General features: G+C 68.8%; 22 protein-coding genes. 12 read left to right on the forward strand and 10 right to left on the reverse strand.

Going from position 1 to position 21676, the window contains the following annotated elements; all coding sequences use genetic code 11:
• Position 1: 1 nt before the first annotated feature.
• A complete protein-coding gene (locus tag V6M51_RS01830) occupies positions 2-1159 on the reverse strand; it encodes an efflux RND transporter periplasmic adaptor subunit (protein WP_332764131.1) in 1158 nt (385 codons plus the stop codon).
• A 172-nt stretch (positions 1160-1331) separates the two neighbouring features.
• Between V6M51_RS01830 and V6M51_RS01835 the strand changes: the two genes are divergently transcribed.
• Together V6M51_RS01835 and V6M51_RS01840 are read left to right on the forward strand one after the other, a co-directional pair.
• The gene (locus V6M51_RS01835; RefSeq protein ID WP_332764133.1) at positions 1332-1964 is read left to right on the forward strand and encodes a TetR/AcrR family transcriptional regulator; all 633 of its coding nucleotides are present in this window, start codon (positions 1332-1334) and stop codon (positions 1962-1964) included.
• 113 nt (positions 1965-2077) lie between these two features.
• Complete coding sequence (locus V6M51_RS01840; protein WP_332764134.1) at positions 2078-2209, forward strand: hypothetical protein; 132 nt, start codon at positions 2078-2080, stop codon at positions 2207-2209.
• A 24-nt stretch (positions 2210-2233) separates the two neighbouring features.
• Here V6M51_RS01840 and V6M51_RS01845 read toward each other — a convergent pair whose 3' ends face one another.
• Both V6M51_RS01845 and V6M51_RS01850 read right to left on the reverse strand, forming a co-directional pair.
• On the reverse strand, positions 2234-3466 hold the full coding sequence (locus V6M51_RS01845) for an aminotransferase-like domain-containing protein (protein ID WP_332764135.1): 1233 nt from the start codon (positions 3464-3466) through the stop codon (positions 2234-2236).
• Positions 3467-3677: 211 nt separating this feature from the next.
• Entirely contained in the window at positions 3678-4955 is a 1278-nt protein-coding gene (locus tag V6M51_RS01850; RefSeq protein WP_332764137.1) for a cytochrome P450, read from the reverse strand.
• 206 nt (positions 4956-5161) lie between these two features.
• Between V6M51_RS01850 and V6M51_RS01855 the strand changes: the two genes are divergently transcribed.
• A complete protein-coding gene (locus V6M51_RS01855) occupies positions 5162-6262 on the forward strand; it encodes an NADH:flavin oxidoreductase (protein ID WP_332764139.1) in 1101 nt (366 codons plus the stop codon).
• Positions 6263-6382: 120 nt separating this feature from the next.
• Positions 6383-8296, forward strand: coding sequence for a potassium transporter Kup (locus tag V6M51_RS01860; RefSeq protein WP_332764140.1), 1914 nt, complete (start codon positions 6383-6385; stop codon positions 8294-8296).
• Here the strand turns inward: V6M51_RS01860 and V6M51_RS01865 are convergent.
• The 5 genes from V6M51_RS01865 to V6M51_RS01885 all read right to left on the reverse strand — a co-directional run bounded on the left by V6M51_RS01865 (position 8293) and on the right by V6M51_RS01885 (position 12995).
• Positions 8293-8985, reverse strand: coding sequence for a response regulator (locus V6M51_RS01865; protein ID WP_332764142.1), 693 nt, complete (start codon positions 8983-8985; stop codon positions 8293-8295). The genes V6M51_RS01860 and V6M51_RS01865 overlap by 4 nt on opposite strands.
• Positions 8982-10529: a DUF4118 domain-containing protein gene (locus V6M51_RS01870; RefSeq protein WP_332764144.1), complete on the reverse strand. Its 1548-nt coding sequence runs from the start codon at positions 10527-10529 to the stop codon at positions 8982-8984. The genes V6M51_RS01865 and V6M51_RS01870 overlap by 4 nt, the downstream gene beginning before the upstream one ends.
• A 97-nt stretch (positions 10530-10626) precedes the next feature.
• Positions 10627-11538, reverse strand: coding sequence for an SMP-30/gluconolactonase/LRE family protein (locus tag V6M51_RS01875; RefSeq protein WP_332764146.1), 912 nt, complete (start codon positions 11536-11538; stop codon positions 10627-10629).
• An 81-nt stretch (positions 11539-11619) separates the two neighbouring features.
• Positions 11620-12138, reverse strand: a complete 519-nt coding sequence (locus tag V6M51_RS01880; RefSeq protein WP_332764148.1) for a dihydrofolate reductase — start codon at positions 12136-12138, stop codon at positions 11620-11622.
• A 17-nt stretch (positions 12139-12155) separates the two neighbouring features.
• Positions 12156-12995 carry a thymidylate synthase gene (locus tag V6M51_RS01885; RefSeq protein ID WP_332764150.1) on the reverse strand — a complete coding sequence of 280 codons (840 nt, stop codon included), beginning with the start codon at positions 12993-12995 and terminating at the stop codon, positions 12156-12158.
• A 168-nt stretch (positions 12996-13163) separates the two neighbouring features.
• Between V6M51_RS01885 and V6M51_RS01890 the strand changes: the two genes are divergently transcribed.
• The 4 genes from V6M51_RS01890 to V6M51_RS01905 all read left to right on the forward strand — a co-directional run bounded on the left by V6M51_RS01890 (position 13164) and on the right by V6M51_RS01905 (position 15515).
• Positions 13164-13478, forward strand: coding sequence for a hypothetical protein (locus V6M51_RS01890; protein ID WP_332764151.1), 315 nt, complete (start codon positions 13164-13166; stop codon positions 13476-13478).
• Positions 13479-13570: 92 nt separating this feature from the next.
• Entirely contained in the window at positions 13571-14650 is a 1080-nt protein-coding gene (locus tag V6M51_RS01895; protein ID WP_332764152.1) for an alkaline phosphatase family protein, read from the forward strand.
• Between the two features lie 162 nt (positions 14651-14812).
• Entirely contained in the window at positions 14813-15106 is a 294-nt protein-coding gene (locus V6M51_RS01900) for a hypothetical protein (protein ID WP_332764154.1), read from the forward strand.
• A gap of 130 nt (positions 15107-15236) precedes the next feature.
• Positions 15237-15515, forward strand: coding sequence for a hypothetical protein (locus V6M51_RS01905; protein WP_332764155.1), 279 nt, complete (start codon positions 15237-15239; stop codon positions 15513-15515).
• Positions 15516-15551: 36 nt separating this feature from the next.
• Here V6M51_RS01905 and V6M51_RS01910 read toward each other — a convergent pair whose 3' ends face one another.
• Entirely contained in the window at positions 15552-16106 is a 555-nt protein-coding gene (locus V6M51_RS01910; RefSeq protein WP_332764156.1) for a DUF924 family protein, read from the reverse strand.
• A gap of 138 nt (positions 16107-16244) precedes the next feature.
• Here V6M51_RS01910 and V6M51_RS01915 point away from each other — a divergent pair, with 138 nt between their 5' ends.
• The 4 genes from V6M51_RS01915 (at position 16245) to V6M51_RS01930 (ending at position 20507) form a co-directional block, all read left to right on the forward strand.
• Complete coding sequence (locus V6M51_RS01915) at positions 16245-17051, forward strand: RcnB family protein (RefSeq protein WP_332764158.1); 807 nt, start codon at positions 16245-16247, stop codon at positions 17049-17051.
• Positions 17052-17193: 142 nt separating this feature from the next.
• On the forward strand, positions 17194-18213 hold the full coding sequence (gene ilvC, locus V6M51_RS01920) for a ketol-acid reductoisomerase (protein ID WP_332764159.1): 1020 nt from the start codon (positions 17194-17196) through the stop codon (positions 18211-18213).
• 159 nt (positions 18214-18372) lie between these two features.
• Entirely contained in the window at positions 18373-18990 is a 618-nt protein-coding gene (locus tag V6M51_RS01925; RefSeq protein WP_332764161.1) for an acyltransferase, read from the forward strand.
• 26 nt (positions 18991-19016) lie between these two features.
• Positions 19017-20507: a hypothetical protein gene (locus V6M51_RS01930; RefSeq protein ID WP_332764163.1), complete on the forward strand. Its 1491-nt coding sequence runs from the start codon at positions 19017-19019 to the stop codon at positions 20505-20507.
• On the opposite strand, the gene V6M51_RS01935 is transcribed toward V6M51_RS01930, so the two are convergent.
• Positions 20473-21642 (reverse strand): DegT/DnrJ/EryC1/StrS family aminotransferase, encoded by a 1170-nt coding sequence (locus V6M51_RS01935; protein ID WP_332764165.1) that lies wholly within the window; start codon positions 21640-21642, stop codon positions 20473-20475. The two genes, V6M51_RS01930 and V6M51_RS01935, sit on opposite strands and share 35 nt — an antisense overlap.
• Between the last annotated feature and the right edge of the window lie 34 nt (positions 21643-21676).

Here is a 21676-nt window from a genome sequence, read left to right on the forward strand (position 1 = left end):
CCTAACGCTGGGCGCTGACGGGGGCGGGCTTGGCGCCGAGCGGGGTCGGCTTGATGTCCGCGCCCGGCCGCAGGTTCTGCAGACCCTCGACGATCACCTTGTCGCCCGGCTTCAGGCCGCCGGTGACCAGCCATTTGTCACCCACCGTCTGGGCGACGGTGAGGGGCCGGATCTCGGCCTTGTTCCCCGCGCCGACCACCAAGACCGTGGCCTGGCCCTTGGGATCGCGGCTGACGGCGGCCTGGGGGATCAGCATGCCGCCCGTGGCCACGCCCTTGCTGAGCCTGGCGCGGACATACATGCCGGGCAGCAGGGCGCCTTGGGGATTGGGGAAGACCGCGCGCAGGCCGACCGAGCCGGTGCCGGGATCGACGGTGACGTCCGAGAACTGCAGCGTGCCGGGCAGGGGATAGGTCGAGCCGTCCTCCAGGATCAGGCTGACCTGGGCGGCGCCGGTCGCGCCCAGCTGGCCGGCAGCCATGTCGCGCTTCAGCTTGAGCAGGTCGGCGGAGGACTGGGTGACGTCGACATAGATCCGGTCGAGGTTCTGGACCACGGCCAGGGCGTTGGCCTGGCCGGCGGTGACCAGGGCGCCGGGGGTGACGGAGGACTTGCCGATGCGGCCCGAGATGGGCGCGGCCACGCGGGTGTAGCCGAGATTGATGCGCGCCTGGTCCACCGCCGCGCGCTGGGCCTGGACATTGGCGGCGGCCTGCTGGGCGGCGGCCTGAGCGTCGTCGTTCTCCTGCCGGGAGACGGCGTTGATCGCCACCAGGTCCTTGTAGCGGTCGGCCTTCAGTTTGGCGGAGACGTGGGCGGCCTGGGCCTGGGCCAGGCCGGCGTTGGCGCTGTTGAGGCTGGCGCGATAGGTGGCCGGGTCGATCTGGTAGAGGGCCTGGCCGGCTCGGACCTGGCCGCCCTCCTGGAACAGGCGGGCCTGGACGATGCCGCCCACCTGGGGCCGGACCTCGGAGACCAGGACGGCCGAGGTGCGGCCCGACAGCTCCGTGGTGAGCGTCACCGGTTCGGTGCGCGCGACCACGAAGGCGACCGCGGCGGGGCCGCCCATGCCGGGACCGCCCGGCCCCTTGGGTCCACAGGCGGCCAGGGCGAGAAGGACGAGGGCGGCGGCCGCGCCGCTCCGGATCGATAGAGGCATGTTCGCACCTGGGGGCGGCAGGGCGCCGCAGGCCTGTGGCCTTGACGGAACCCCGCGGGTAGACGACATGAGAATGAACGTTCATTCTCGGACGGCGGACTTAAGGTCGGCCAACGGGCAAGTCAACCGCAGGCGACAGACTTTTGTTGCGTTGCACAATTGGGGAGGCCTCGTGACGGACGCAATGACCCCGGCTCGGCCGACGGCGGAAGCCCGGCGCCAGCAGATCCTCGACGCGGCGTCGGCGTGCGCGCGCCGCGCGGGCTTCCATGGGGCGAGCATGGCCGAGATCGCCCAGGCCGCGGGCCTGAGCGTGGGCCAGATCTACCGCTATTTCGAGAACAAGGAGGCGATCATCGCCGCCATCGTCGACCAGGACGTGGCCGAGATGCGCGAGAAGTTCGCCGAGATGGAAAAGGCCGGAGGCTCGTTGGCCGATGCGATCATCGACCGGCGCTTCGAGGCCCTCGATCGTCACTACGATCCCGACTACGCCGCCTTGATGCTGGAGGTCCTGGCCGAGGCGGCGCGCAATCCGCGGGTCGCCGCCATCGTGCGGGAGGCCGATACGGTGGAGCGGGCGCTGAAGCGGTCGATCCTGGACCGGGTCAGCCCGCCCGGCGCCAGCGAGGAAGAACTGGTGGCGCGCGGCGAGGTGCTGAGCATGTTGTTCGAGGGGATGGTGATCCGCGGGGTCAACAATCCGAGCGCGAACCGCCAAGCCATGGGCGAGGTTCTGGGCTCGGTGCTGCGCCATTTGTTGACCGATTGCGCCCTTCCCCCCGCCAAGCCGGATAATTCCTAGGCGCCGCGCGCCGGGGCCGCGTCACAAGGCTCTGGTCAGACGACGAATTTGGTCGCATCCTGCACCTTGCGTACGGCAAGCCCTTGAGAGCGGGCCGGCGCGTGGAGGAAACGATGTCGCTGCACCACACCGCTCAGCGTGCGCCAAAGACCCTTGGCGAAAGCGCGATCTGCTTCACCTTTACGGCTGCGGCGCTGGCCGCCCTCGCGGTCGGCCTGCAATGGTTGTTCGGGTTCATCCTTTAGGACCGAGCCAGGACCAAGGTCGGCCTAGGCCCCGCCGATCCTGCGGATCAGGCCGGCCAGCCGCGCCACACCATCTTCAATTTGAGCTTCCGTCGGCAGGGAATAGCTGAGGCGGATGGCGTTGGCCGAGGGGACCTCGGCGAAGAACGGTTCGCCGGGCACGAAGGCGACGCGCTCCTCGGCGATGGCGCGTTCCAGCAAGAGCTTGCCGTCCATGGCCTCCGGCAGCCACAGCCAGACGAACATCCCGCCCTCCGGTCTCGACCAGGTCACGCCCGGAGGCATGTGCCGCGCCAGGGCCTCCAGGGTCGCCCGGGCCTTGGCGCCATAGGCGTTGCGCAGCCGCGACAGGTGCTGCTCATAGCCCTCGGACACCGTGCCGTAGGCGACCATCTGGTTGATGGTGGAGACGTGCAGGTCGCAGCCCTGCTTGAGCAGGACCAGCTTCTCGATCACCGCCCGGGGACCGCAGACCCAGCCCATGCGCAGGGCCGGGGAGATGGTCTTCGACAGCGTGCCGCAGAAGAGGGTGCGCGCGGTCTCGATGGAGCCCGTGCGAGCGATGTCCAGGGCAAGCAGGCTGGGGGTCTGGGCGCCGCCGAACCGCAGTTCGCGATAGGCGGCGTCCTCGATCAGGGTCATGTCCAGGCCTTCGGCCAGGTCCAGCAGGGCCTCGCGCTCGGCCAGGGTGAGGCTTTCGCCGGTCGGGTTGGCGAAATCGGGGACGAAATAGCCGAGCGGCCGGGGCGCGCGGCCATCCAGCAGGGTCGCGCCATCGATTTCGCCGCGCAGCGCGCCGGACGGCAGGTCGAGATAGTCGGGTTCGTAGGCGTTGAAAGCTTGCAAGGCGCCCAGATAGGTCGGCCGGGCGACCATGACCGTGTCGCCCCGGCTCAGGAACAGCTTGCCCAGCAGGTCCAGGGCCTGTTGGGACCCGGCGGTCAGCAGGATGTTGTGTTCGTCGCAGGCCACGTCCGACAGCGCCATGCGCTCGGCGATCCAGCGACGCAGGGGCAGGTAGCCCTCGCTGACCGAGTACTGCAGCGCCTGCCGCGCCTGGACGGGATCGGCGAGGATCTCGTCATAGGCGGCCTGGATGGCGGCGGCGGGAAACAGGTCGGGGTCGGGGATGCCGCCCGCGAAGGAGAGGATGTCGGGCTGGTCCAGGAGCTTGAGCAGCTCGCGGATCTCGTTGGCGCGGACGCGCGCCATGCGGTCGCTGAAACGCGCGGCCCAGTCGGGGGTCGGGGTGGTCATGAGCAAGGTCTCTTATCGTATCGCCGACGCCGATGGGCGCCTGTCTGGCCGCGCGGACGCGGCCTCTCACCTGATGGGGGTCAGGGGCGTACGCTGCAGGTCTGGCCCTGCGTCCGGCGGCGCCAGAAGCGTCGCGGAGCGCGTTTGAACTTGCTCATGGGCCAAGCCTAGCTGGTCGAAGGCGGCAGGGAAACCCCCGCCGCCGGTCGCCTCAGTTCTTCGAGGGGATGACCACTTCCATGTACTCGTAGCCCTTGACGAAGGCCGAGGGCACGCGGCGGGGTTCGTCCAGCACCTTGATCTCGGGGAAGCGCGGCAGGATTTCTTCCCAGAGGATGCGCAGCTGCAGCTCGGCCAGGCGGTTGCCCACGCAGCGGTGGATGCCGAAGCCGAAGGAGAGGTGGTTGCGGGGCCGCTCGCGGTCGATGATGTAGGCGTTCGGGTTGTCGATCACCTCTTCGTCCCGGTTGCCCGAGGCGTACCACATGATGACCTTGTCGCCCTTCTTGATGGTCTTGCCGCCCAGTTCGAAATCCCGCGTCGCGGTGCGGCGCATGTGGGCCAGCGGGGTCTGCCAGCGGATGGTCTCGGAGACCATCGAGGGGATCAGGGCCGGGTTATCGCGCAGCTTGCGGTACTGGTCGGGGTTCTGGTTCAGCGCCAGGACCGAGCCGGTCATCGAGTTGCGCGTGGTGTCGTTGCCGCCGACGATCAGCAGGATCAGATTCCCGAGGTACTCCATCCGGTCCATGTTCCGGGTGGCCTCGCCGTGGGCCAGCATGGAGATCAGGTCGCCCTTGGGCGGAGCATTGATCCGCTCGTTCCAGAGCCGGGTGAAGTAGTCGACGCAGCCGAACAGCTCCATCTTGCGTTCCGCGTCGACGATCTCGGGATCGGTGGAGCTGAAGAGCCCCGATTCCGGCCCGGCCGTGGCCACGTCCGACCAGCGGGTCAGCATGCGGCGGTCTTCCCAGGGGAAGTCGAACAGGGTGGCCAGCATCTGGGTGGTCAGCTCGATGGACACCCGGTCCACCCAGTCGAAGGGCTCGCCGATGGGGAGCTCATCCAGGGTCTTCTGGATCCGGCCGCGGATCAGCGGCTCCAGCACGTGCAAGTTGGCCGGCGAGACGATGGGGCTGACGGTCTTGCGCTGGACGTCGTGCTTGGGCGGGTCCATCGCGATGAACATCGGAAGCGTGAAGTCTTCCTTGGGGTCGAAGATGGTGATCGCCGGCTCGGAGGAGAACACCTCGTGATTGGTGTCGACCGCCATGATGTCGTTGTACTTGGTCACCGACCAGAAGGCGCCGTCCTCATGGTGCTCGGCCGGGTGCAGGTGGACCGGGTCCTCCTTCCGCAGGCGTTCGAAGTAGGGCCACATGGTGTCGGTGCGCCACAGCTCGAGGTCGGTGACGTTGATGTCTTCCAGAGGCATGGCGTAGGCCTTCGCACGGGCCTCGGCCTTCAGATCGATCGCGCCGTCGCTCATGGGATCCTCCGTTCAGCGCCGGCTTCGGGCGCTTTTGTCGCTATCTAATCACTGTTCAGAAGAATGCGGGAGCGAGGCCCGGCTGGCAACCCCGTGATCGTTGACACCTGCGTCATTTTTCAGGGCGTCGCCAGATTTTCTGGACAGACCGAGGCGCACGGTCGTGCTCTAACTGCGACGAACACCCGTTTGAAACCGGAGCGCCCATGGCCGCCGACGCCCTCTTCACCCCCTTCGCCTTCAAGGGACTCCATCTCGCCAACCGCGTCGTCATGGCGCCGATGACCCGCTCGTTCTCGCCCGATGGCGTGGCGACCAGGGAGGTGGCCGACTACTACCGCCGCCGCGCCGAGGGCCAGGTGGGACTGATCGTCTCGGAGGGCACGGGCGTAAACCGGCCAGCCTCGGTGAACGACCGCAACGTGCCGCGCTTCCACGGTGAGAAGGAACTGGCCGCCTGGAAGACGGTGATCGACGAGGTCCACGCCGCCGGTGGGGTGATGGCGCCGCAGCTCTGGCACGTGGGCGCGGTGCGCACCCGCGATCCCGAGTGGGCCCCGCCCGGCCCCTATGACAGCCCCTCGGGCCTGTCGCGACCGGACAAGGAATTCGGCGCCCCGATGAGCGACGCGGACGTGGCCGACGCCATCCGCGCCTTCGCCGAGGCGGCCGGAAACGCCAAGAAGCTGGGCTTCGACGCCATCGAACTGCACGGCGCCCACGGCTACCTGATCGATCAGTTCTTCTGGGACGGCACCAACCGCCGCGAGGACGCCTACGGTTCCAAGGCGCTGCCGGGCCGGGCGCGATTCGCCGCCGACATCCTCAAGGCCGTGCGCGCCGAGGTCGGGCCCGACTATCCGGTGATCATCCGCATCAGCCAGTGGAAGCAGCAGGACTACGAGGTGAAGCTGGCCCAGGACCCCAAGGCCCTGGAAGCCTGGCTGGGCGCCCTGGTCGAGGCCGGCGCCGACATCCTGCACTGCTCGCAGCGGCGCTTCTGGGAGCCTGAGTTCGAGGGCTCCGACCTCAACTTCGCCGGCTGGGCCAAGAAGGTCACGGGCGTGCCGACCATCACCGTGGGCTCGGTCGGCCTGTCGGGCGAATTCATCGCCGGATTCGCCGGGGAGGCCTCGCAGCCGGCCTCGCTGGACGAGCTGGAGAAGCGCCTGGAGCGCGGCGACTTCGACCTGGTCGGTGTGGGGCGCGCCCTCCTGCAGGACCCGGAATGGCTGCTGAAGGTCCGCGACGGCCGGACCGAGGAGCTGAAGAGCTTCGAACGCTCGGCGATGGCGACGCTGTACTAGGCGCCGCCGGGGCGGACTGGGCGATCTTTACGTCTCCCTTATGCCCACGGGCGGGATTCCATATCGAAACCTGACGTCGAACGGCCGCAACGGTGCGCATCGGTCGCGTGAGGTTGCTGGATGTCCAACGAACAGGTTTTGGCGGAGGCCGGCGTCGCGCACGCACCGGCCGATCGCGGTCACGGCTTCTGGGCCCTGACCCTCGGCGCGATCGGTGTGGTGTTCGGCGATATCGGCACCAGTCCGCTCTATGCGATGAAGGAGGCCCTCGCCCACGCGAAGGGCGGAGCCTCCGACCTGGCGGTGTTCGGGGTGGTCTCGCTGATCTTCTGGGCGCTGCTGCTGATCGTGACCCTGAAATACGTGGTCGTGGTCATGCGCGCCGACAATAAGGGAGAAGGCGGGACCCTGGCCCTGATGGCCCTGGCCCAGCACGCCACAGGTCGGCGGTCGGGTTGGATCCTGATCCTCGGTATTTGCGGCGCGGCGCTTTTCTATGGCGACGGCCTGATCACCCCGGCGATCTCGGTGCTTTCGGCCACGGAGGGCCTGGCCCTCGCGCCCGGGGTGGGGAAGCTCTTCGAGCCCTATGTCCTACCCGCGGCGACGGTCATTCTTACAGGCCTGTTCCTGGTCCAGGCGCGCGGCACCGCCGCCGTCGGACGGTTCTTCGGACCGATCACCCTGGTCTGGTTCCTGGTCCTGGCGGGCATGGGCCTGATCTACATCGTCCAGGAGCCCTCGATCCTGATGGCCTTGAGCCCGGTCCATGCGGTGCGGCTGTTGGTCAGCAACGGCTGGCTCGGGTTCGCGATCCTGGGCAGTGTGTTCCTCGTCGTCACCGGCGCGGAGGCGCTCTACGCGGACATGGGCCACTTCGGGAAGGCCCCGATCCGGGCCGGCTGGCTGATGGTCGCCTTCCCCTGCCTGATGCTGAACTATCTGGGCCAGGGCGCGCTGGTGTTGATCGACCCGAGCACGGCGGAGAGTCCGTTTTTCCGCATGATCCCCGAGCTCGCCTACTGGCCGGTCATGGTCCTGACCACCATGGCCACGGTCATCGCCAGCCAGGCGGTCATCACCGGGGCGTTCTCCGTCACCCAGCAGGCGGTCCAGCTTGGCCTGCTGCCGCGCATCGAGATCAAACGGACCAGCGAGACCGTCGCCGGCCAGATCTATGTGCCGGCGGTCAATGGCCTGCTGCTGGTCGGCGTGGTCCTACTGCTGTTCATGTTCCGCAGCTCCTCGAACCTGGCCACCGCCTACGGGATCGCCGTGACCGCCACCATGGTCGTCACCGTGCTGCTGATGTTCGTTATCGAGCGGAAGCTGTGGAAGTGGCCGCTGGCGGCATCCCTGGCGGTGGTGGTTCCCCTCCTGAGCATCGACCTGGTGTTCCTCGGATCGAACGTGCTGCGGATCGCCGACGGCGGCTGGTTCCCCATCGCGGTAGGCGCCGCCATCGTGCTGGTGATCTGGACGTGGATGAAGGGCGCGCGGATCTTGGCCGACAAGACCCAGCGGGACTCGATTCCCCTCGCCGACCTGATCGAGACCTTCCGCCATCGCGCGCCGCATCGCGTGCCGGGCGCCGCCATCTACCTGACCTCGCAGCCAGACGTCGCGCCGGTCGCGTTGATGCACAACCTCAAGCACAACAGGGTGCTGCATGAGCGCAACGTCATGCTGACCGTGCAGACGTCGGATCGCCCTCGAGTCCCCGAGGAGGGCCGGGTGCGGGTCGAGACCGTCAGTCCCGACTTCGACCGCATCACGGTGACCTACGGCTTCATGGAGAGCCCCAACCTGCCCCGAGCCCTCAGCGCGGCGCGCCGGCAAGGGTTCCGGTTCGACATCATGGCGACGTCGTTCTTCCTGGGCCGCCGCTCCGTGGTGGCCGGCGCGGGGCCCGGCATGCCTCTGTGGCAGGACAAGCTTTTCATCTACCTGATGAAGAACGCCGCCAATCCGACCGACTACTTCCACATCCCGCCCGGCCGGGTGGTGGAGATGGGCGCCCAGGTCGCGATCTAGGCCTGGGCGACGAACCGGTACCCGACCCCCGGCTCGGTCACGATGTGCTCGGGCCGGGCGGGATCGGCCTCGAGCTTCTGGCGCAGCTGGCCGACGAAGACGCGCAGATACTGGGTGTCGTGTTCGTGGGCCGGGCCCCAGACCGCGGTCAGCAGCTGGCGATGGGTGATGACCTTCCCACCGCCCTCGACCAGCCGGGCCAGGAGTTCGAACTCCTTGGGCGATAGCCGCACCACCGCGCCCTTCCGCCGAACCGAATGCATGGCGAGATCGATGTCGAGGTCGCCGCCGCGCACCGCCGTGGGGGCGGCCTCGCCTCGTGAGCCTCTCCGGATGGCCGCCCGCAGGCGGGCGAGCAACTCGCCCACTCCGAAGGGCTTTTCCACGAAATCGTCGGCGCCGAGGTCCAGCGCGTCGATCTTCTCGGTCTCGCGGTCGCGGGCCGACAGGATGAGGATCGGTCCGTCGTAGAAGGCGCGCGCCTTTCGCAGGGCGTCCTTGCCGTCCATGTCCGGCAATCCGAGATCCAGGATCACGGCGTCGGGCGCGCGCAGGGCGATCTCCCGCAGGGCGGCGGCGGCGGTATCGGCGCGGATCGGCTCGAAACCGGCGGCCTCGAGCGCGGGCGTCAGGAACCGATGGATCTGCGGTTCGTCGTCGACGACCAGAATGCGGAGACGAAGGCTCACAGCAGCTCCCGAGGCGTGGCCCGGGCCTTTGGCAAGGAAATCAGGAATCGCGTGCCGCGCCCGTCCCGCACGGGACTGGCGGCCGCGATCCGGCCGCCCATGGCTTCGATGAAGCCCTTGGCGATCGAAAGGCCGAGGCCGAGCCCCTGGGCGCGGTCGGTCGGAGTCTCCAGTCTGCGAAACCGGTCGAAGACGCTGTCCAGGTCGGCGGCGGCGATGCCGGGGCCCTCGTCCTCGATGGAGATCACCACCTGATGCAGATCCTCTTGCACAGCGAGCTCGACGGCCGATCCCTCGGGACTGTAGGCGAGCGCGTTTTCCAGGATGTTGAGCACGGCCTGGCCGAGCAAGGTAGGGTCGGCGTCGACCAGCGACACCTGGCGGGCGAAATCGTGGACGATGCGCCGTTCGCCCACCTGGTCGCCGAGCCTTGCACGGGTGGCGGTCAGCACCGCGCGAACATCGGTCGGCTCGCGGCGGGGCTTGAGCGCGCCGCCCTCGAGCCGGCTCATGTCGAGCAGGTCTCCGACATAGCGGTTCAGACGTCGGGCCTCCTCAGCGATGCTCTGGAGCAGGTCCCGCCGCACCGCCGGCTTCAGGCTGGCCTCGAAGTCCAGCAAGGTGGTGGCCGAGCCGAGCACGGTGGAGAGCGGCGTACGGAAGTCGTGGCTGATCGAGTTGAGCAGCGCCGAGCGGAGATGGTCGGCCCGACGCAGGGCCTCGTTCTCGGCCGCCGCCGAGGCGAGGTTCGCCCGCTCCAGGGCCACGGCGCCTTGATGCAGCAGCGCGACCAGCAAACCCTCGCGCCCGGGGTCCGAGGACCCTGCCGCGGTCCGAAAACCGATGACGCCGACCCGCCCATGCAGGCCCGCCAGCGGCCGGAAGGTCCAGCCGGCGTCACCAGCAGCGCCGGTGGTCTCGCCCGTCTCCCAGGTGTGGCCCGCCGCCTGGCGGGTGGGCCCGGCGAGATCGGTCAGGCCCGGCGGACCGGCCGCCATCCGCAGGCCCTCGCCGTCCGGCAGCAACACGATCGCGGCGGACCCGGCGGCCAGGGCGGCTTGCTCGGCGAGGGCCTGCGCCGCCTCATCGGGGCTCGCCGCGGCCGAAAGACGCCGGCTCGCCTCCAGCAGCAGGCTCACGGTCCGCGCCCGCCGCGCGGTGTTCCTGGCCTCGTCGCGGACCCTCCCGGCCAGCCATCCCGTCGCCAGGGCCACGGCGAAGAAGACGACGAAGGTCAGGACATCCGCAGGCCTGGCGATGGCCAGGGTGAGCCGCGGCTCCAGGAAGAAGAAATTGTAGCTGACCGCCGCGATGAGGGCCGCGAACAGGGCCGGACCGAGCCCGAAGCCCAGGGCGCAGATCAGGACGGCGAGCAGGAAGAGCATCGCCAGATTGGCGCCCGCCAGCTGGCCGCCGCCATGCCCGACGAGGTTGGCCGCCGACACCAGGCCCGCGGCGGCGAGGTAGCCCCAGACTCGAGCGGGCGTCAGGCGACGCAGGCCGGAGCCGTGATCCTGGTCGCCCAACGAGCCCTGCTCAGCCATGCCGTCCCCGAACTCCGAGATCCGCCCCGGTCGATGAGACTACTGAGCCTTGACGCGTGCAGAAACAATCGCTCTCCGGCAATCCCCCGAGCAGGCTTCAGGCGTTGAAGTTCAGCTTCAGGCCTGGCCGGGGCCAGGCCGCCTTGTAGAGCTTGCCGGTGGCCGAGGCGGTGATCCAGGCGGTGGTCATGCCAGGGCCGCCGAAACAGATGTTGGTGACAATCAGGTCGGGGACGGCGAAGTGCTCGGTCGAGCCGTCCGGGTCGAAGGCGGTGATCCCGCCGTTGATGATCGTGGCGACGCAGACCTTGCCCGAGGCCTCCACCGCCAGGCTGTCCAGCAGCTGGTAGCCCGGCAGGTTGCAGACCACCCGGCCCGGGGCGAAGCCCGCCGGGGGCGCCAGCACGCCGGGCTCGGCCACGTCGAAGGCCCAGAGGCGGCCAAGCTGGGTGTCGGCCACATAGACCGCGCTCTCGTCCGGCGAGAGGCCGATCCCGTTGGGCGAGATGATGTGGTCGCGCTGGCGGCTGATGTGGCTGCCGTCGGTCTTGGCGTAATAGACCGCGCCGAACTTACGGCCCTCCGGCGTGGAGCAGCCGTGGTCGGTGAACCAGAAGCCGCCTTGCTTGTCGAAGACGATGTCATTGGGGCCGATCAGCCGGCGGCCGTCGCAGGCGTCGTAGAGGGTGGTGAGCGCGCCGGTCGCCAGGTCGAAGCGCTGGATCATGCCGCCGGCGTGGCCGGGCGGCGTGGGGCCGGGGATGGTCAGGCCCTGGTTCTCCAGCCACTGGAACGAGCCGCCGTTGTTGGTGATGTAGATGGCGCCGTCCGGCCCGATGGCCGCGCCGTTGGGCCCGCCGCCGGTCTCGACCAGGGTCTCCTTGCGGCCGTCGGCATGGACGCGGGTGAGGCGCTGGGCCTTGATCTCGGTGAGGATCACGCTGCCGTCGGCCATGGCGATGGGGCCTTCGGGGAATTCGAAGCCCTCGGCGATGAGTTGCAGGTCCATGGTCATCCCTCCCGTCGCCGTTCGGGTTGACGGCGTTCGGCGGCGACTATGGCCGGGCGACGCGGCGGCAGGTCAAGGACCTCAGCGCCGTTCCAGCACCCGGAAGGTGAAGGGATACTCGTCGCCCTCGCCGGCCGGATAGGCCTCGCGGCGGACCTCGGTCCAGCGGCTCTCGTCGATGGGGGAGAGCACCACGTCGCCCTCGACCTCGGCGTCGACCTCGGTGAGGTAGAGGCGCCGGGCGCGGGGCAGGGCCATCTCGAACAGGGAGGCGCCGCCGATCACGCAGACCTCCTCGACCCCGTCCTCCTCGGCCTGTTCCTTGGCGATGGCGAAGGCCTCGGCGAACTCCTCGCAGACCACGGCCTGCTTGGGCTCGAACGAGCCGTCGCGGCTGAGCACGATGTTGGTGCGCCCGATCAGCGGCTTGCGGGGCAGGCTGTCCCAGGTCTTGCGGCCCATGATCACCGGCTTGCCCATGGTCACGGCGCGGAAGATCGCCATGTCGGACTTGAGCCGCCAGGGGAGCCGGCCGTCCTTGCCGATGACGCCGTTGCGCGACCGGGCGATGGGGCCGGCGGTGAGGATGGGTGTGGGCATTCCGGCGTCTTAGCAGGTCAGACGGCGATGGGCGCGCTGATCCTGTCGTGGGCCTTGTAGCCGCGGAGCTTGAAGTCCTCGTACTCGAAGGCGAAGAGGTCGCGCTTGTCGGCGATCTCCATGACCGGCAGGGGCAGGGGTTCGCGTTCCAGCTGCTCGCGGGCCTGGTCCAGGTGGTTCAGATAGAGGTGGGCGTCACCCAGCGTGTGCACGAACTCGCCCGGCTGCAGGCCCACGACCTTGGCCACCATCATGGTCAGCAGGGCGTAGGAGGCGATGTTGAAGGGCACTCCCAGGAAGACGTCGGCCGAGCGCTGGTAGAGCTGGCAGCTCAGCTTGCCGTCCGCGACGAAGAACTGGAACAGGCAGTGGCAGGGCGGCAGGGCCATGTCGTCGACCTCGGCCGGGTTCCAGGCCGAGACGATGTGGCGGCGCGAATGGGGGGTGGTCTTCAGAGTCTCGACCACATTGGCGATCTGGTCGATCACCCGGCCGTCCGGGGCGGTCCAGGAGCGCCACTGCTTGCCGTAGACCGGGCCGAGCTCTCCGTTCGGGGCGGCCCACTCGTCCCAGATGCTGACCCCGCGCTCCTGCAGCCACTTCACATTGGTGTCGCCGCGCAGGAACCACAGCAGTTCGAGGATGATCGACTTGCGATGCAGCTTCTTGGTGGTCAGAAGCGGGAAGCCCTTGGCCAGGTCGAAGCGCATCTGGCGGCCGAAGACGCCGCGGGTGCCGGTGCCGGTGCGGTCGCCGCGCTCCACGCCGTTGGCCAGGATGTCGGCCAGCAGATCGAGATACTGCCGCTCCGGATGGGCGGCGTCCTGCGATTCGACGATGGCGACGTGGGCGTTCATGGGATCTGCCGCGTGAAGGTCTTAGGGGTGATTCGCGACTGATTCGCGGCGTCATACGAGATGGCGATCTGCAATGACATGTGGATCATGTCGTCGCGGGCAAGACCTACCGGCGCGCGTGCTGGGGCGGAATTTCAACCACTGGACGCGGCCCAGGAATCCCCCAGAATGACCACCATCACTCGGGGGAGTTCGAACATGTTCCTGGCCATCGCCTTAGCCGCCCTTCTCGCAGCGGCCGAAACGCCTCCGACGCCGGCCACGGGCGCCGCGCCCGGCCAGCCTGAGCTCAAGCCCGGCGAGCGGGTGGTCAAGATGGTCTGCCGCAACGAGCAGATGGGCGGCTCGCGCATGGTCAAGCGCCGCTGCATGTCCGTGGAGGACTGGAAGCAGCAGGAGAAGGACGGCCAGCAGGCTTTGAAGGACATGCAGGATCGTCGCGAGATGAACCCGCCCTGCCAGTCGAGCGGGCGAACCTGCTGAGGCGAAACTCGCGGCTCCATGGCCGTAGGGCCTTCACATCGCTGTCACCGGGTCGTCCTATCGCCTGTGGGAACGCAAAGGGGGGACGCACCATGAAGATCCTGAGCCTGTTGGCCCTGGCCTTGAGCCTGGTCGCCTCGAACGCCGCGGCCAAGGACGCCCGGGTGGTGCTGGTGACCCTGGACGGCCTGCGCTGGCAGGAGGTGTTCCGCGGGGCCGAGACCGCGCTCGCCGAGGACCCGACCTATGTCGAGGACCGCAAGGCGGTGAAGGCGGCCTATCTGGATCCGGCCGACCGCAAGGCGGCGCTGATGCCGTTCCTCCACGAGGTGGTGGCCAAGCAGGGTGTCTTGATCGGCGACCGCGACAGCGGCTCCTGCGCCCGGGTCACCAATGACCAGTGGTTCTCCTATCCCGGCTACAACGAGATCCTGACCGGGCGACCCGATCCGGCCATCAAGTCGAACGACCCGGTCGCGAACGCCAATGTGACGGTTCTGGAATGGCTGGTCCGCCAGCCGGGGTTCAAGGGCAAGGTGGCGGCCTTCACCTCGTGGAACGTCTTCACGGCGATCATCAACGCCGAGCGCAGCGGCGTTCCGGTCGACGCCGGCATGACCACGCCCAAGCCTCGCGGCGCCACGGAGGAACACCTGGCGCGGATGCAGGCCCAGACCCCGCGCATCTGGCCCACCGTGCGGTTCGACGTCTTCACCCACAACTACGCCCTGCAGGCGCTGAAGCGCGACAAGCCAAGGATGGTCTACATCGCCTATGGCGAGACCGACGACTTCGCCCACGAGGGCCACTACGGCCTGGTGCTGGACGCCGCGCGGCGCACCGACGGCTTCCTGCGCGAACTTTGGACCACGCTTCAGGCCGACAAGGCCTATGCCGGCAAGACCACGCTGATCGTCACCACCGACCACGGCCGCGGGGCCGGCGCCAAGAAGGGCGACTGGAAGGGGCACGGCAAGGTGCTCTGGCCGAGGTCCGACGAGACCTGGATCGCGGTGATCGGCCCAGGGGTGAAGGCGGGGCTGTCGCGGACGCCCGACTGCGCGGGCGCCGACCAGGTGGCCGCCACGGCGCTCAGCGCCTTGGGGCTCGACTGGCGGGCCTTCGATCCCAAGGCGGGGGCGCCGCTGCCGATCTTCGACGGAGCGCCATAGTTCGAGCGCCCCGGCCTTGTTCATGGTCGTCGCCGCGGACCAGGCCCCGCCGATTGCACCACCCAGCGGTTGCGCACGGTCGGGAAAGTGACGCAGATTGATCCCTTGCGCAGCCGAGACCGGGCCCAAGCCGTCGCGGACTCGAATGATCGGGGGCTATGAATGTTGCTAGTGATCGCCGCCGCCGCCCTTCTGGCGGCCACCGAGCCCACCTCGTCGTCGGCGCCGCCCACGCCGACCGAGGCCGCCAATGCAAATCTCGCCGCGGCTCCGGCCCTGAAGCCCGGGGAAAAGAAGATGAAGGTGGTCTGCCGCACCGAGACCGCCACGGGCACCCGGTTCGGCAAGCGGGTCTGCCTCTCGCTGGACGACTTCAAGCGGCGCCAGGAGGAGTCCCGCGAGGGCTTCGCCGAGATGCAGCGCAACCACAACGTCACCCCGACCAAGGGCAACTGAACCGCATCTCAAATGCGCGAGCCAAGTAACCGCTGAGCTACATTTGTAGCCGAGGCGGCTCTACTGTTGGACGGAGGCGGAAAACTCTCACAAGCTGAGCAGCGTCGTCCCATCCCTTTGGAGTGGTCAGATGCTAATCGTGCTCGCCTTCGCGGCCTTCCTCGCCACCGAGCCGCAGTCAGCCAGCGCGGCGCCCGCCGCCGCTGCGGCCGTGCCTGCCGACCTCAAGCCCGGCGAACGGAGGGTCAAGATGGTCTGTCGCTCCGAGACGCCGACTGGCACGCGGTTCGCCAAACGTACCTGCCTGTCGCTTGAGGATTTCAAGCGGCGACAGGATGAGTCCCGCGACGGCTTCGCCGAGATGCAGCGAAGCCAGAACTTGGTCTACAAGAAGGACAATGATCACTAGGCGGGCCGAATAGGCCCCGCCGCGAGCGCTTCGCGGTCAGCCCGCGAAGCCGCCGTCGTCCAGGAAGGCCTGTTCGGCCGGGGTGGTCATCCGGCCCAGGCTGGCGTTGCGGTGCGGGAAACGGCCGAAGCGCGCGATGATGTCGTGGTGGATCACCGCCCATTTCAGCGACTCCGCGTCGCCCGTCTCGTCCCGGACCAGTGTGAACAGCCGTACGGCCTCGTCCTGGTCGGCCAGGTCCTCGGAGTGCTCGAAGGGCATGTAGAAAAACTGCCGCAGCTGCGGGTCGATGGCGCGGTCGTGGCCGGCGTTCACCGCCGTGCGGGCCACCTGCCGGGCCCGGCCGTCGGTGGCGAAGGCGTGGGGCGAACCGCGGAACAGGTTGCGCGGGAACTGGTCGAACAGGATCAACAGGGCGAGCGCCCCATCGGCGCTCGTCGCCCAACCGTCGTACTCGCCGCGCGCGGCGGCGTGGTGGACGGGTTCGAACTTCAGCGCGATGGCCGCGTCGAACTTCGCGTCCTTGGCGTACCACTTCCGCGGCCCGGCGGTGCGCCAGAAGCCGGTGACGTCCTGCGGTGCGGCGGCCATCTGAACCCTCCCGAACAGGCGCCCTATGTCGGATGGGTCGCCGCCTCGTTCAAGCGCGGTTCAGCTTGTCGGAGTCATCCCTGTTAACCAAGGGACCAATTCGAGCGTCGGCGGCCTTCCGCCACATCGGGAATAGACATGACGAAACTTGGTACGAGCGTTCTGGTCCTGGCCCTGCTGGCTTCCACCGGCGTGGCCGCCGCCCAGGAGGGCGGCTTCCGGCCGGAAATGCGCCGCAGCTGGAAGAACACGGACCGGCCGGAGACCGCGCCGGAAACCCGCCCGGCCCGCGAGGCCCGCGAAGCGCCGGCCGCGCCCCAGGCCGCCGCCGCGCCCGAGGCGCCGCGCGTGCGCGACGGCGGTGATCGCGGCCCGCGTCCGGAGGGTGAGCGCCGGGACTGGAACCGTGGCGACCGCGGAAGCCGAGGCGGCGACCAGGCGCGTCCGCCGCCGCCCGCCGTGGTCCAGCCCGCGCCCGAGCAGCGCCGCGACTGGAATCGCGACGGACGCCGCCCCGACTCCGATCGCGGGGAGCGCCGCGACCGCGACTGGAACGACGACCGCCGGGACGATCGGCGCGACGGCCACGACTGGAACCGCGATGGTCGCCGATGGGACGATGGACGGCGCTGGGACGACGCGCGCCGCCATCAGCAGCGGCCGCGCTATGACCGCCGCCACTACCATCCCGACTGGCGCAGCCAGCAGCGCTACCGTGGCTGGACCTACTACGCCCCGCGCGGCTTCTATGCGCGTAGCTGGGTGTTCGGCGATCTCCTGCCGCGCAGCTGGTGGGAGCCGCAGTACCGGATCGACGACTGGTGGGCCTATGGCCTGCCCATTCCGCCCATCGGCTACGAATGGGTCCGGGTCGGGGACGACGCCCTGCTGGTGGACATGTTCAGCGGGCGAGTGATCCAGGTGGCTCGCAACCTCTTCTGGTAGATGGTCGTTCGGCCGCGGGACTTCCCTTGCCGGACAGGCGAGGGAAGTCTTGACCTTCGCGCAAAATTCCCCTCCATAGCCCCGCCTTTGCTGCGGCGCCGTTGCGTGTCCCGCGGCTCGTCTTGTCTTCAGGAGAATGATCATGCGCGTCTACTACGACCGCGACGCCGACCTCGCCCGCATCCTGGACAAGAAGATCGCCATCGTAGGCTATGGCAGCCAGGGTCGCGCGCATGCGCTGAACCTGAAGGATTCCGGCGTGAAGAACGTGGTCGTGGCCCTGCGCCCCGGCTCGGCGACCGCCAAGAAGGTCGAGGCCGACGGCCTGAAGGTCATGTCGGTGGCCGAGGCCGCCAAGTGGGCTGACGCCATCATGGTGCTGGCCCCCGACGAGCTGCAGCGCGGCATCTATAACGAAGAGATCGCGCCCAACATCAAAGACGGCGCGGCCCTGCTGTTCGCCCACGGCCTGAACGTGCACTTCAACCTGATCGAGCCGGCTCCCGGCATCGACGTGCTGATGATCGCCCCCAAGGGTCCCGGCCACACCGTGCGCGGCGAGTACCAGAAGGGCGGCGGCGTGCCCTGCCTGATCGCCATCCACCAGAACCCGACGGGCAACGCCCACGACTTCGGCCTGGCCTACGCCTCGGCCATCGGCGGCGGCCGCTCGGGCGTCATCGAGACCACCTTCCGCGAGGAATGCGAGACCGACCTGTTCGGCGAGCAGGCCGTGCTGTGCGGCGGCCTGGTGGAACTGATCCGCGCCGGCTTCGAGACCCTGGTCGAGGCGGGCTACGCGCCCGAAATGGCCTATTTCGAATGCCTGCACGAGGTGAAGCTGATCGTGGACCTGATCTACGAAGGCGGCATCGCCAACATGAACTACTCGATCTCCAACACCGCCGAGTACGGCGAGTACGTGACCGGCCCGCGCATCGTCACCGCCGAGACCAAGGCCGAGATGAAGCGCGTGCTGGAGGACATCCAGTCGGGCCGTTTCGTGCGCGACTTCATGGCCGAGAACCAGGCGGGCCAGCCCAGCTTCAAGGCCACCCGCCGCCGCGGTTCGGAACACCAGATCGAGGAAGTCGGCGGCCGCCTGCGCGCCATGATGCCCTGGATCACCAAGAACAAGCTGGTCGACACCGCCCGCAACTAGGGACGGCGACGCGCGAGCGAAATGGCGAGGCCCGGACGCGAGTCCGGGCCTCGTTCATTTCGGGGCGAGGTTCGCGACGCGGGTCCGCAGGCTCACCTCTCCCCGCCCTGGCCCACCTTCTGGTCTATCCTGGGCCCAAGGACTGAGTCGGGAGCCCCCATGAAGAACCACCGGGGACGTTTCATGCGTGAGGCGGAGCTGCGCGAGCTCGGCGTCGGCAAGGTGGGCGAGAACGTCGCGGTCCACGAGACCTGCGTGATGGTGGACATGGAAGCCATCCGCTTCGGGAACAATGTGCGGATCGATCCCTTCACCGTGCTGAGCGCGGCGGGGGGCTGGCTGCATTTCGGCGACTTCATCCATGTGAGTTCGAACTGTTCGATCCTGGCGGCGTCGGGCGTGGAACTCGGCGACTTCGCCAACCTCTCCGCCGGGGTGCGGATCTTCTCGCGCACAGACGACTACACGGGCGAGTTCCTGACCAACCCCACGGTGCCGCTGGCCTACATCCTGCCGCCGGCGTCGCGGCCCGTACGCGTGGGCCGGCACGTGATCCTGGGCGCCAACACCATCGTGCTGCCGGAGGTGGAGATCGGCGAGGGGACCGCCGTCGGCGCCGGCGCGCTGATCCGTCGCAGCCTGGATCCCTGGGGAATCTATGCCGGCGTTCCGGCTAAATTTCTCCGTAACCGACGGCAAGATATCATTGACCATGAGAGTCGCTTGAAGGCCGCTATCGCGGCGGGAGAGATCGACTTGCCGGTGGCGCGTCTCTGACCGCAGACCATCTTGAGGGGGTGGGGTTGAGCGTTCTGGATGAGATACAGGCCGACGCCCAGCCGGGCTATGCGCCGTCCGTCGCGGTCATCCTGCAGAGACTTCGCCAGGCGCTGGGAGAGGCCGCCTTCGCCGGCGTGACCAAGTCGGATTTCGGCCTGCACACCGTCCGGCTCATCGAGGCCTCGACCCACCCTTCGGGGGTGAAGCTGCAGCTGGTCAGCGATATATCCAGCCTCAACTGGTGGTGCGGGCTGGATCCGGGCGAGGCCTTCAGCGCGGCGCTGGCGGCCCTGGCCCGGCGGACCTACTACCAGGAAGCCCAGGCGATCCCTTACCAGCTGGAGACCGTCGATCCCGCGGCGCTGCGGTCGCATGCCGTGTTCGTCGGACGGCTGCTCGACGTACGGCATTCCCCGACGCGGGGCGCCTTCGACTATCTCCGCGCCCTGGCGTGCGATCCCGAGAACCAGCGCGTGGACGTCTTCCATGCCGGGATCCTATCGCCGGATCTGGAGGCCTACGCCCAGGCGCGGCTGGGGAAATCATTTTCCAAGCTCAGCTTCGTCTCGATCGAGGCCGACCTGAATTTCCTGGCGAAGGCGGTCGGGCAGGGGCCGCGCACGTTCCACTTCTGGTGCGAGGAACCGTTCTTCATCCACATCAGCCTGGCGGCGCTGGTGGGCCCGACCTTGATGTTCACCTGTGGCGACGCCGCGCCTGTCCAGTTCTCCGACGTCTACTGGTATTGCCAGGAGCCCGCCTACATCGAAGGGCTCTGGCGGCGGATCGGCGCGCCGCCCGCCTTCGCCGAGGCCTATCGCAAGCTCGAGAGCGCGCCGTTCCCCAGCCCGGCCCCGCTACAGACCCGCGGTCGCGGCGATTTCGGTTTCCGGCCCGAGGAGACGGTGATCGTCACGGTCGGCAACCGGCTGGGCGTCGACATGGACCAGGCCTTCGTCGACGGCATGGGGGCGCTGGTCCTGAGCGACCCCAGCATCCGCTGGGTCGTGGTCGGCTGGATGCAGGGGTTCTGGATCGAGGCGTTCGAGTCCGTGCTGGGGTCCCAGTTCACCCACATTCCCTATGACGACGACCTGATCGGCCTGCTGGGCGCTTGCGACATCTTCGCCAACCCGTTCCGCTCAGGCGGCGGCACCACCGCCATCATGGCGATCGAGGCAGGCGCCGTGGTGATGAGCCGGGGTGACCTGGGCGATGTGGGCGCCTTCGTGCCGCCCCACCACCTGACCCGGGATGTCGATGCCTATTTCGAGACGCTGGGCGCCCTGGTGGATGACAGGGCGCTGCGCGCCGCGCGATTGGCCGAGCAGCAGGCCCTGCTGGCCCGGCGCCTCGATCAGGACAATTTCGCCCGCGAGCTGAAGGAGCTTGTCGGCCTGGCCTTCACGCGGTTCGCCGCGCGCATCCCGACGCCGCTGGAGACGATCTTCGCCCAGCCGCAGCCGCGACGGCCGGCGCTCAGCGCCGGAGGACTGCGCGCACGACCGCGCTGATCTCGTCGATCGCCGCGGCGTCGAGCCCCGGCCAGCACGGCAGGCCAAGGGTCGTGGCGGCCAGCCGCTCGGTGACGGGCAAGGCCGCGCGGGGCAGGTCGGCGAAGGCCCGGTGCCCCTGCAGGCCATGGCCCCACCAGCGGCGGGTGGCGATTTCGCCCCCCGAAAGCCGCGTCTCGATCTCCAGGATGGCCTCTTCCGGCGCCTCGATATTGAAGGTCGAGGCCATCCAGTCGTCGCCGAGGCCCGGCGCGATCCTCAGGTCCGGCGTATCGGCCAGGGCGGCGCGGTAGTAGCCGAGCACCGACTGGTACTGGGCGCGCTGCAGGCGCCATTGGTCGAGGGCCGCCAGGCCATACGCCGCGGCGAATTCGCTGATCTTGCCGTTGCCGCCGATCAGGCTGGAGTCGCGGCTGGAGTCGAAGCCGAAATTGGAGCGGCGGTGGATGTCGACGATCAGGTCGGGGTCGCGGCTGATCACGAATCCGCCCTCGCCGATGCCGAGGATCTTGGTGGCGTGCAGGCTGACCACGGCCGCTGCCCGGCCAACGGTCAGGGCGTCGAAGCCGGCGGCGGCGTCCAGCACGACCTCCACCCCGGTCCTGGCCTGGAAGGCGTCCCAGGCCGCGGCGTCCAGCGGCAGGCCGAAGGGCGCGACCGGCACGATGGCGGCGACCCCGTGCGAGATGCGTGGCAGCGCCTCGATCGCGATCTCCGGGGTCAAGGCCCAGGTGGTGGGGTCCACATCGACCAGGTAGGGCGTCAGACCCGCCGCGAGCGCCGCATGGGCGGTGGCCGCAAAGGTCCAGGCGGGCATCAGGCAGTAGCGGCCGCCCCTGGCCGCCGCCCGCTGCAGGGCCATGGTCAGGCCGCTGGTGGCGTTGTTGCAGGTGGCGACGTGGCCGGGCTCCAGGCCGAACTGGGCCGCCAGGCGGGTCTCGAACTGGGTGTTGAGCGGGCCGAAGTTGGAATAGGTGCGGCTGGCGTCGATCGATCTCAGATAGGGCAGGGCCGCGGAGAGCTCGACCAGGCGCGGCCGGGCGACCGGGATGCGCGGGGCCCGCGCCAAGTCCCAGGGCTTGGCGGCCGTGCCGCTCGGCGGCGGCTGTGCGATTGCTGGATTGGTCCTGGCCATGGTTTTCGCCCCCGCGGGCGCGGCTCGCCCACCT

The organism is Phenylobacterium sp., assembly GCF_036677185.1.
GTDB lineage: Bacteria > Pseudomonadota > Alphaproteobacteria > Caulobacterales > Caulobacteraceae > Phenylobacterium.

What these genes read in the sequence shown, in the direction of transcription:
- V6M51_RS01830 (WP_332764131.1), bottom strand. Translation starts at nt 1,159, where the DNA reads ATGCCTCTATCGATCCGGAGCGGCGCGGCCGCCGCCCTCGTCCTTCTC.
- V6M51_RS01840 (WP_332764134.1), top strand. Translation starts at nt 2,078, where the DNA reads ATGTCGCTGCACCACACCGCTCAGCGTGCGCCAAAGACCCTTGGCGAA.
- V6M51_RS01845 (WP_332764135.1), bottom strand. Translation starts at nt 3,466, where the DNA reads ATGACCACCCCGACCCCCGACTGGGCCGCGCGTTTCAGCGACCGCATG.
- V6M51_RS01850 (WP_332764137.1), bottom strand. Translation starts at nt 4,955, where the DNA reads ATGAGCGACGGCGCGATCGATCTGAAGGCCGAGGCCCGTGCGAAGGCC.
- V6M51_RS01855 (WP_332764139.1), top strand. Translation starts at nt 5,162, where the DNA reads ATGGCCGCCGACGCCCTCTTCACCCCCTTCGCCTTCAAGGGACTCCAT.
- V6M51_RS01860 (WP_332764140.1), top strand. Translation starts at nt 6,383, where the DNA reads ATGTCCAACGAACAGGTTTTGGCGGAGGCCGGCGTCGCGCACGCACCG.
- V6M51_RS01870 (WP_332764144.1), bottom strand. Translation starts at nt 10,529, where the DNA reads ATGGCTGAGCAGGGCTCGTTGGGCGACCAGGATCACGGCTCCGGCCTG.
- V6M51_RS01875 (WP_332764146.1), bottom strand. Translation starts at nt 11,538, where the DNA reads ATGGACCTGCAACTCATCGCCGAGGGCTTCGAATTCCCCGAAGGCCCC.
- V6M51_RS01880 (WP_332764148.1), bottom strand. Translation starts at nt 12,138, where the DNA reads ATGCCCACACCCATCCTCACCGCCGGCCCCATCGCCCGGTCGCGCAAC.
- V6M51_RS01885 (WP_332764150.1), bottom strand. Translation starts at nt 12,995, where the DNA reads ATGAACGCCCACGTCGCCATCGTCGAATCGCAGGACGCCGCCCATCCG.
- V6M51_RS01890 (WP_332764151.1), top strand. Translation starts at nt 13,164, where the DNA reads ATGACCACCATCACTCGGGGGAGTTCGAACATGTTCCTGGCCATCGCC.
- V6M51_RS01895 (WP_332764152.1), top strand. Translation starts at nt 13,571, where the DNA reads ATGAAGATCCTGAGCCTGTTGGCCCTGGCCTTGAGCCTGGTCGCCTCG.
- V6M51_RS01900 (WP_332764154.1), top strand. Translation starts at nt 14,813, where the DNA reads ATGTTGCTAGTGATCGCCGCCGCCGCCCTTCTGGCGGCCACCGAGCCC.
- V6M51_RS01905 (WP_332764155.1), top strand. Translation starts at nt 15,237, where the DNA reads ATGCTAATCGTGCTCGCCTTCGCGGCCTTCCTCGCCACCGAGCCGCAG.
- V6M51_RS01910 (WP_332764156.1), bottom strand. Translation starts at nt 16,106, where the DNA reads ATGGCCGCCGCACCGCAGGACGTCACCGGCTTCTGGCGCACCGCCGGG.
- V6M51_RS01915 (WP_332764158.1), top strand. Translation starts at nt 16,245, where the DNA reads ATGACGAAACTTGGTACGAGCGTTCTGGTCCTGGCCCTGCTGGCTTCC.
- ilvC (WP_332764159.1), top strand. Translation starts at nt 17,194, where the DNA reads ATGCGCGTCTACTACGACCGCGACGCCGACCTCGCCCGCATCCTGGAC.
- V6M51_RS01925 (WP_332764161.1), top strand. Translation starts at nt 18,373, where the DNA reads ATGAAGAACCACCGGGGACGTTTCATGCGTGAGGCGGAGCTGCGCGAG.
- V6M51_RS01935 (WP_332764165.1), bottom strand. Translation starts at nt 21,642, where the DNA reads ATGGCCAGGACCAATCCAGCAATCGCACAGCCGCCGCCGAGCGGCACG.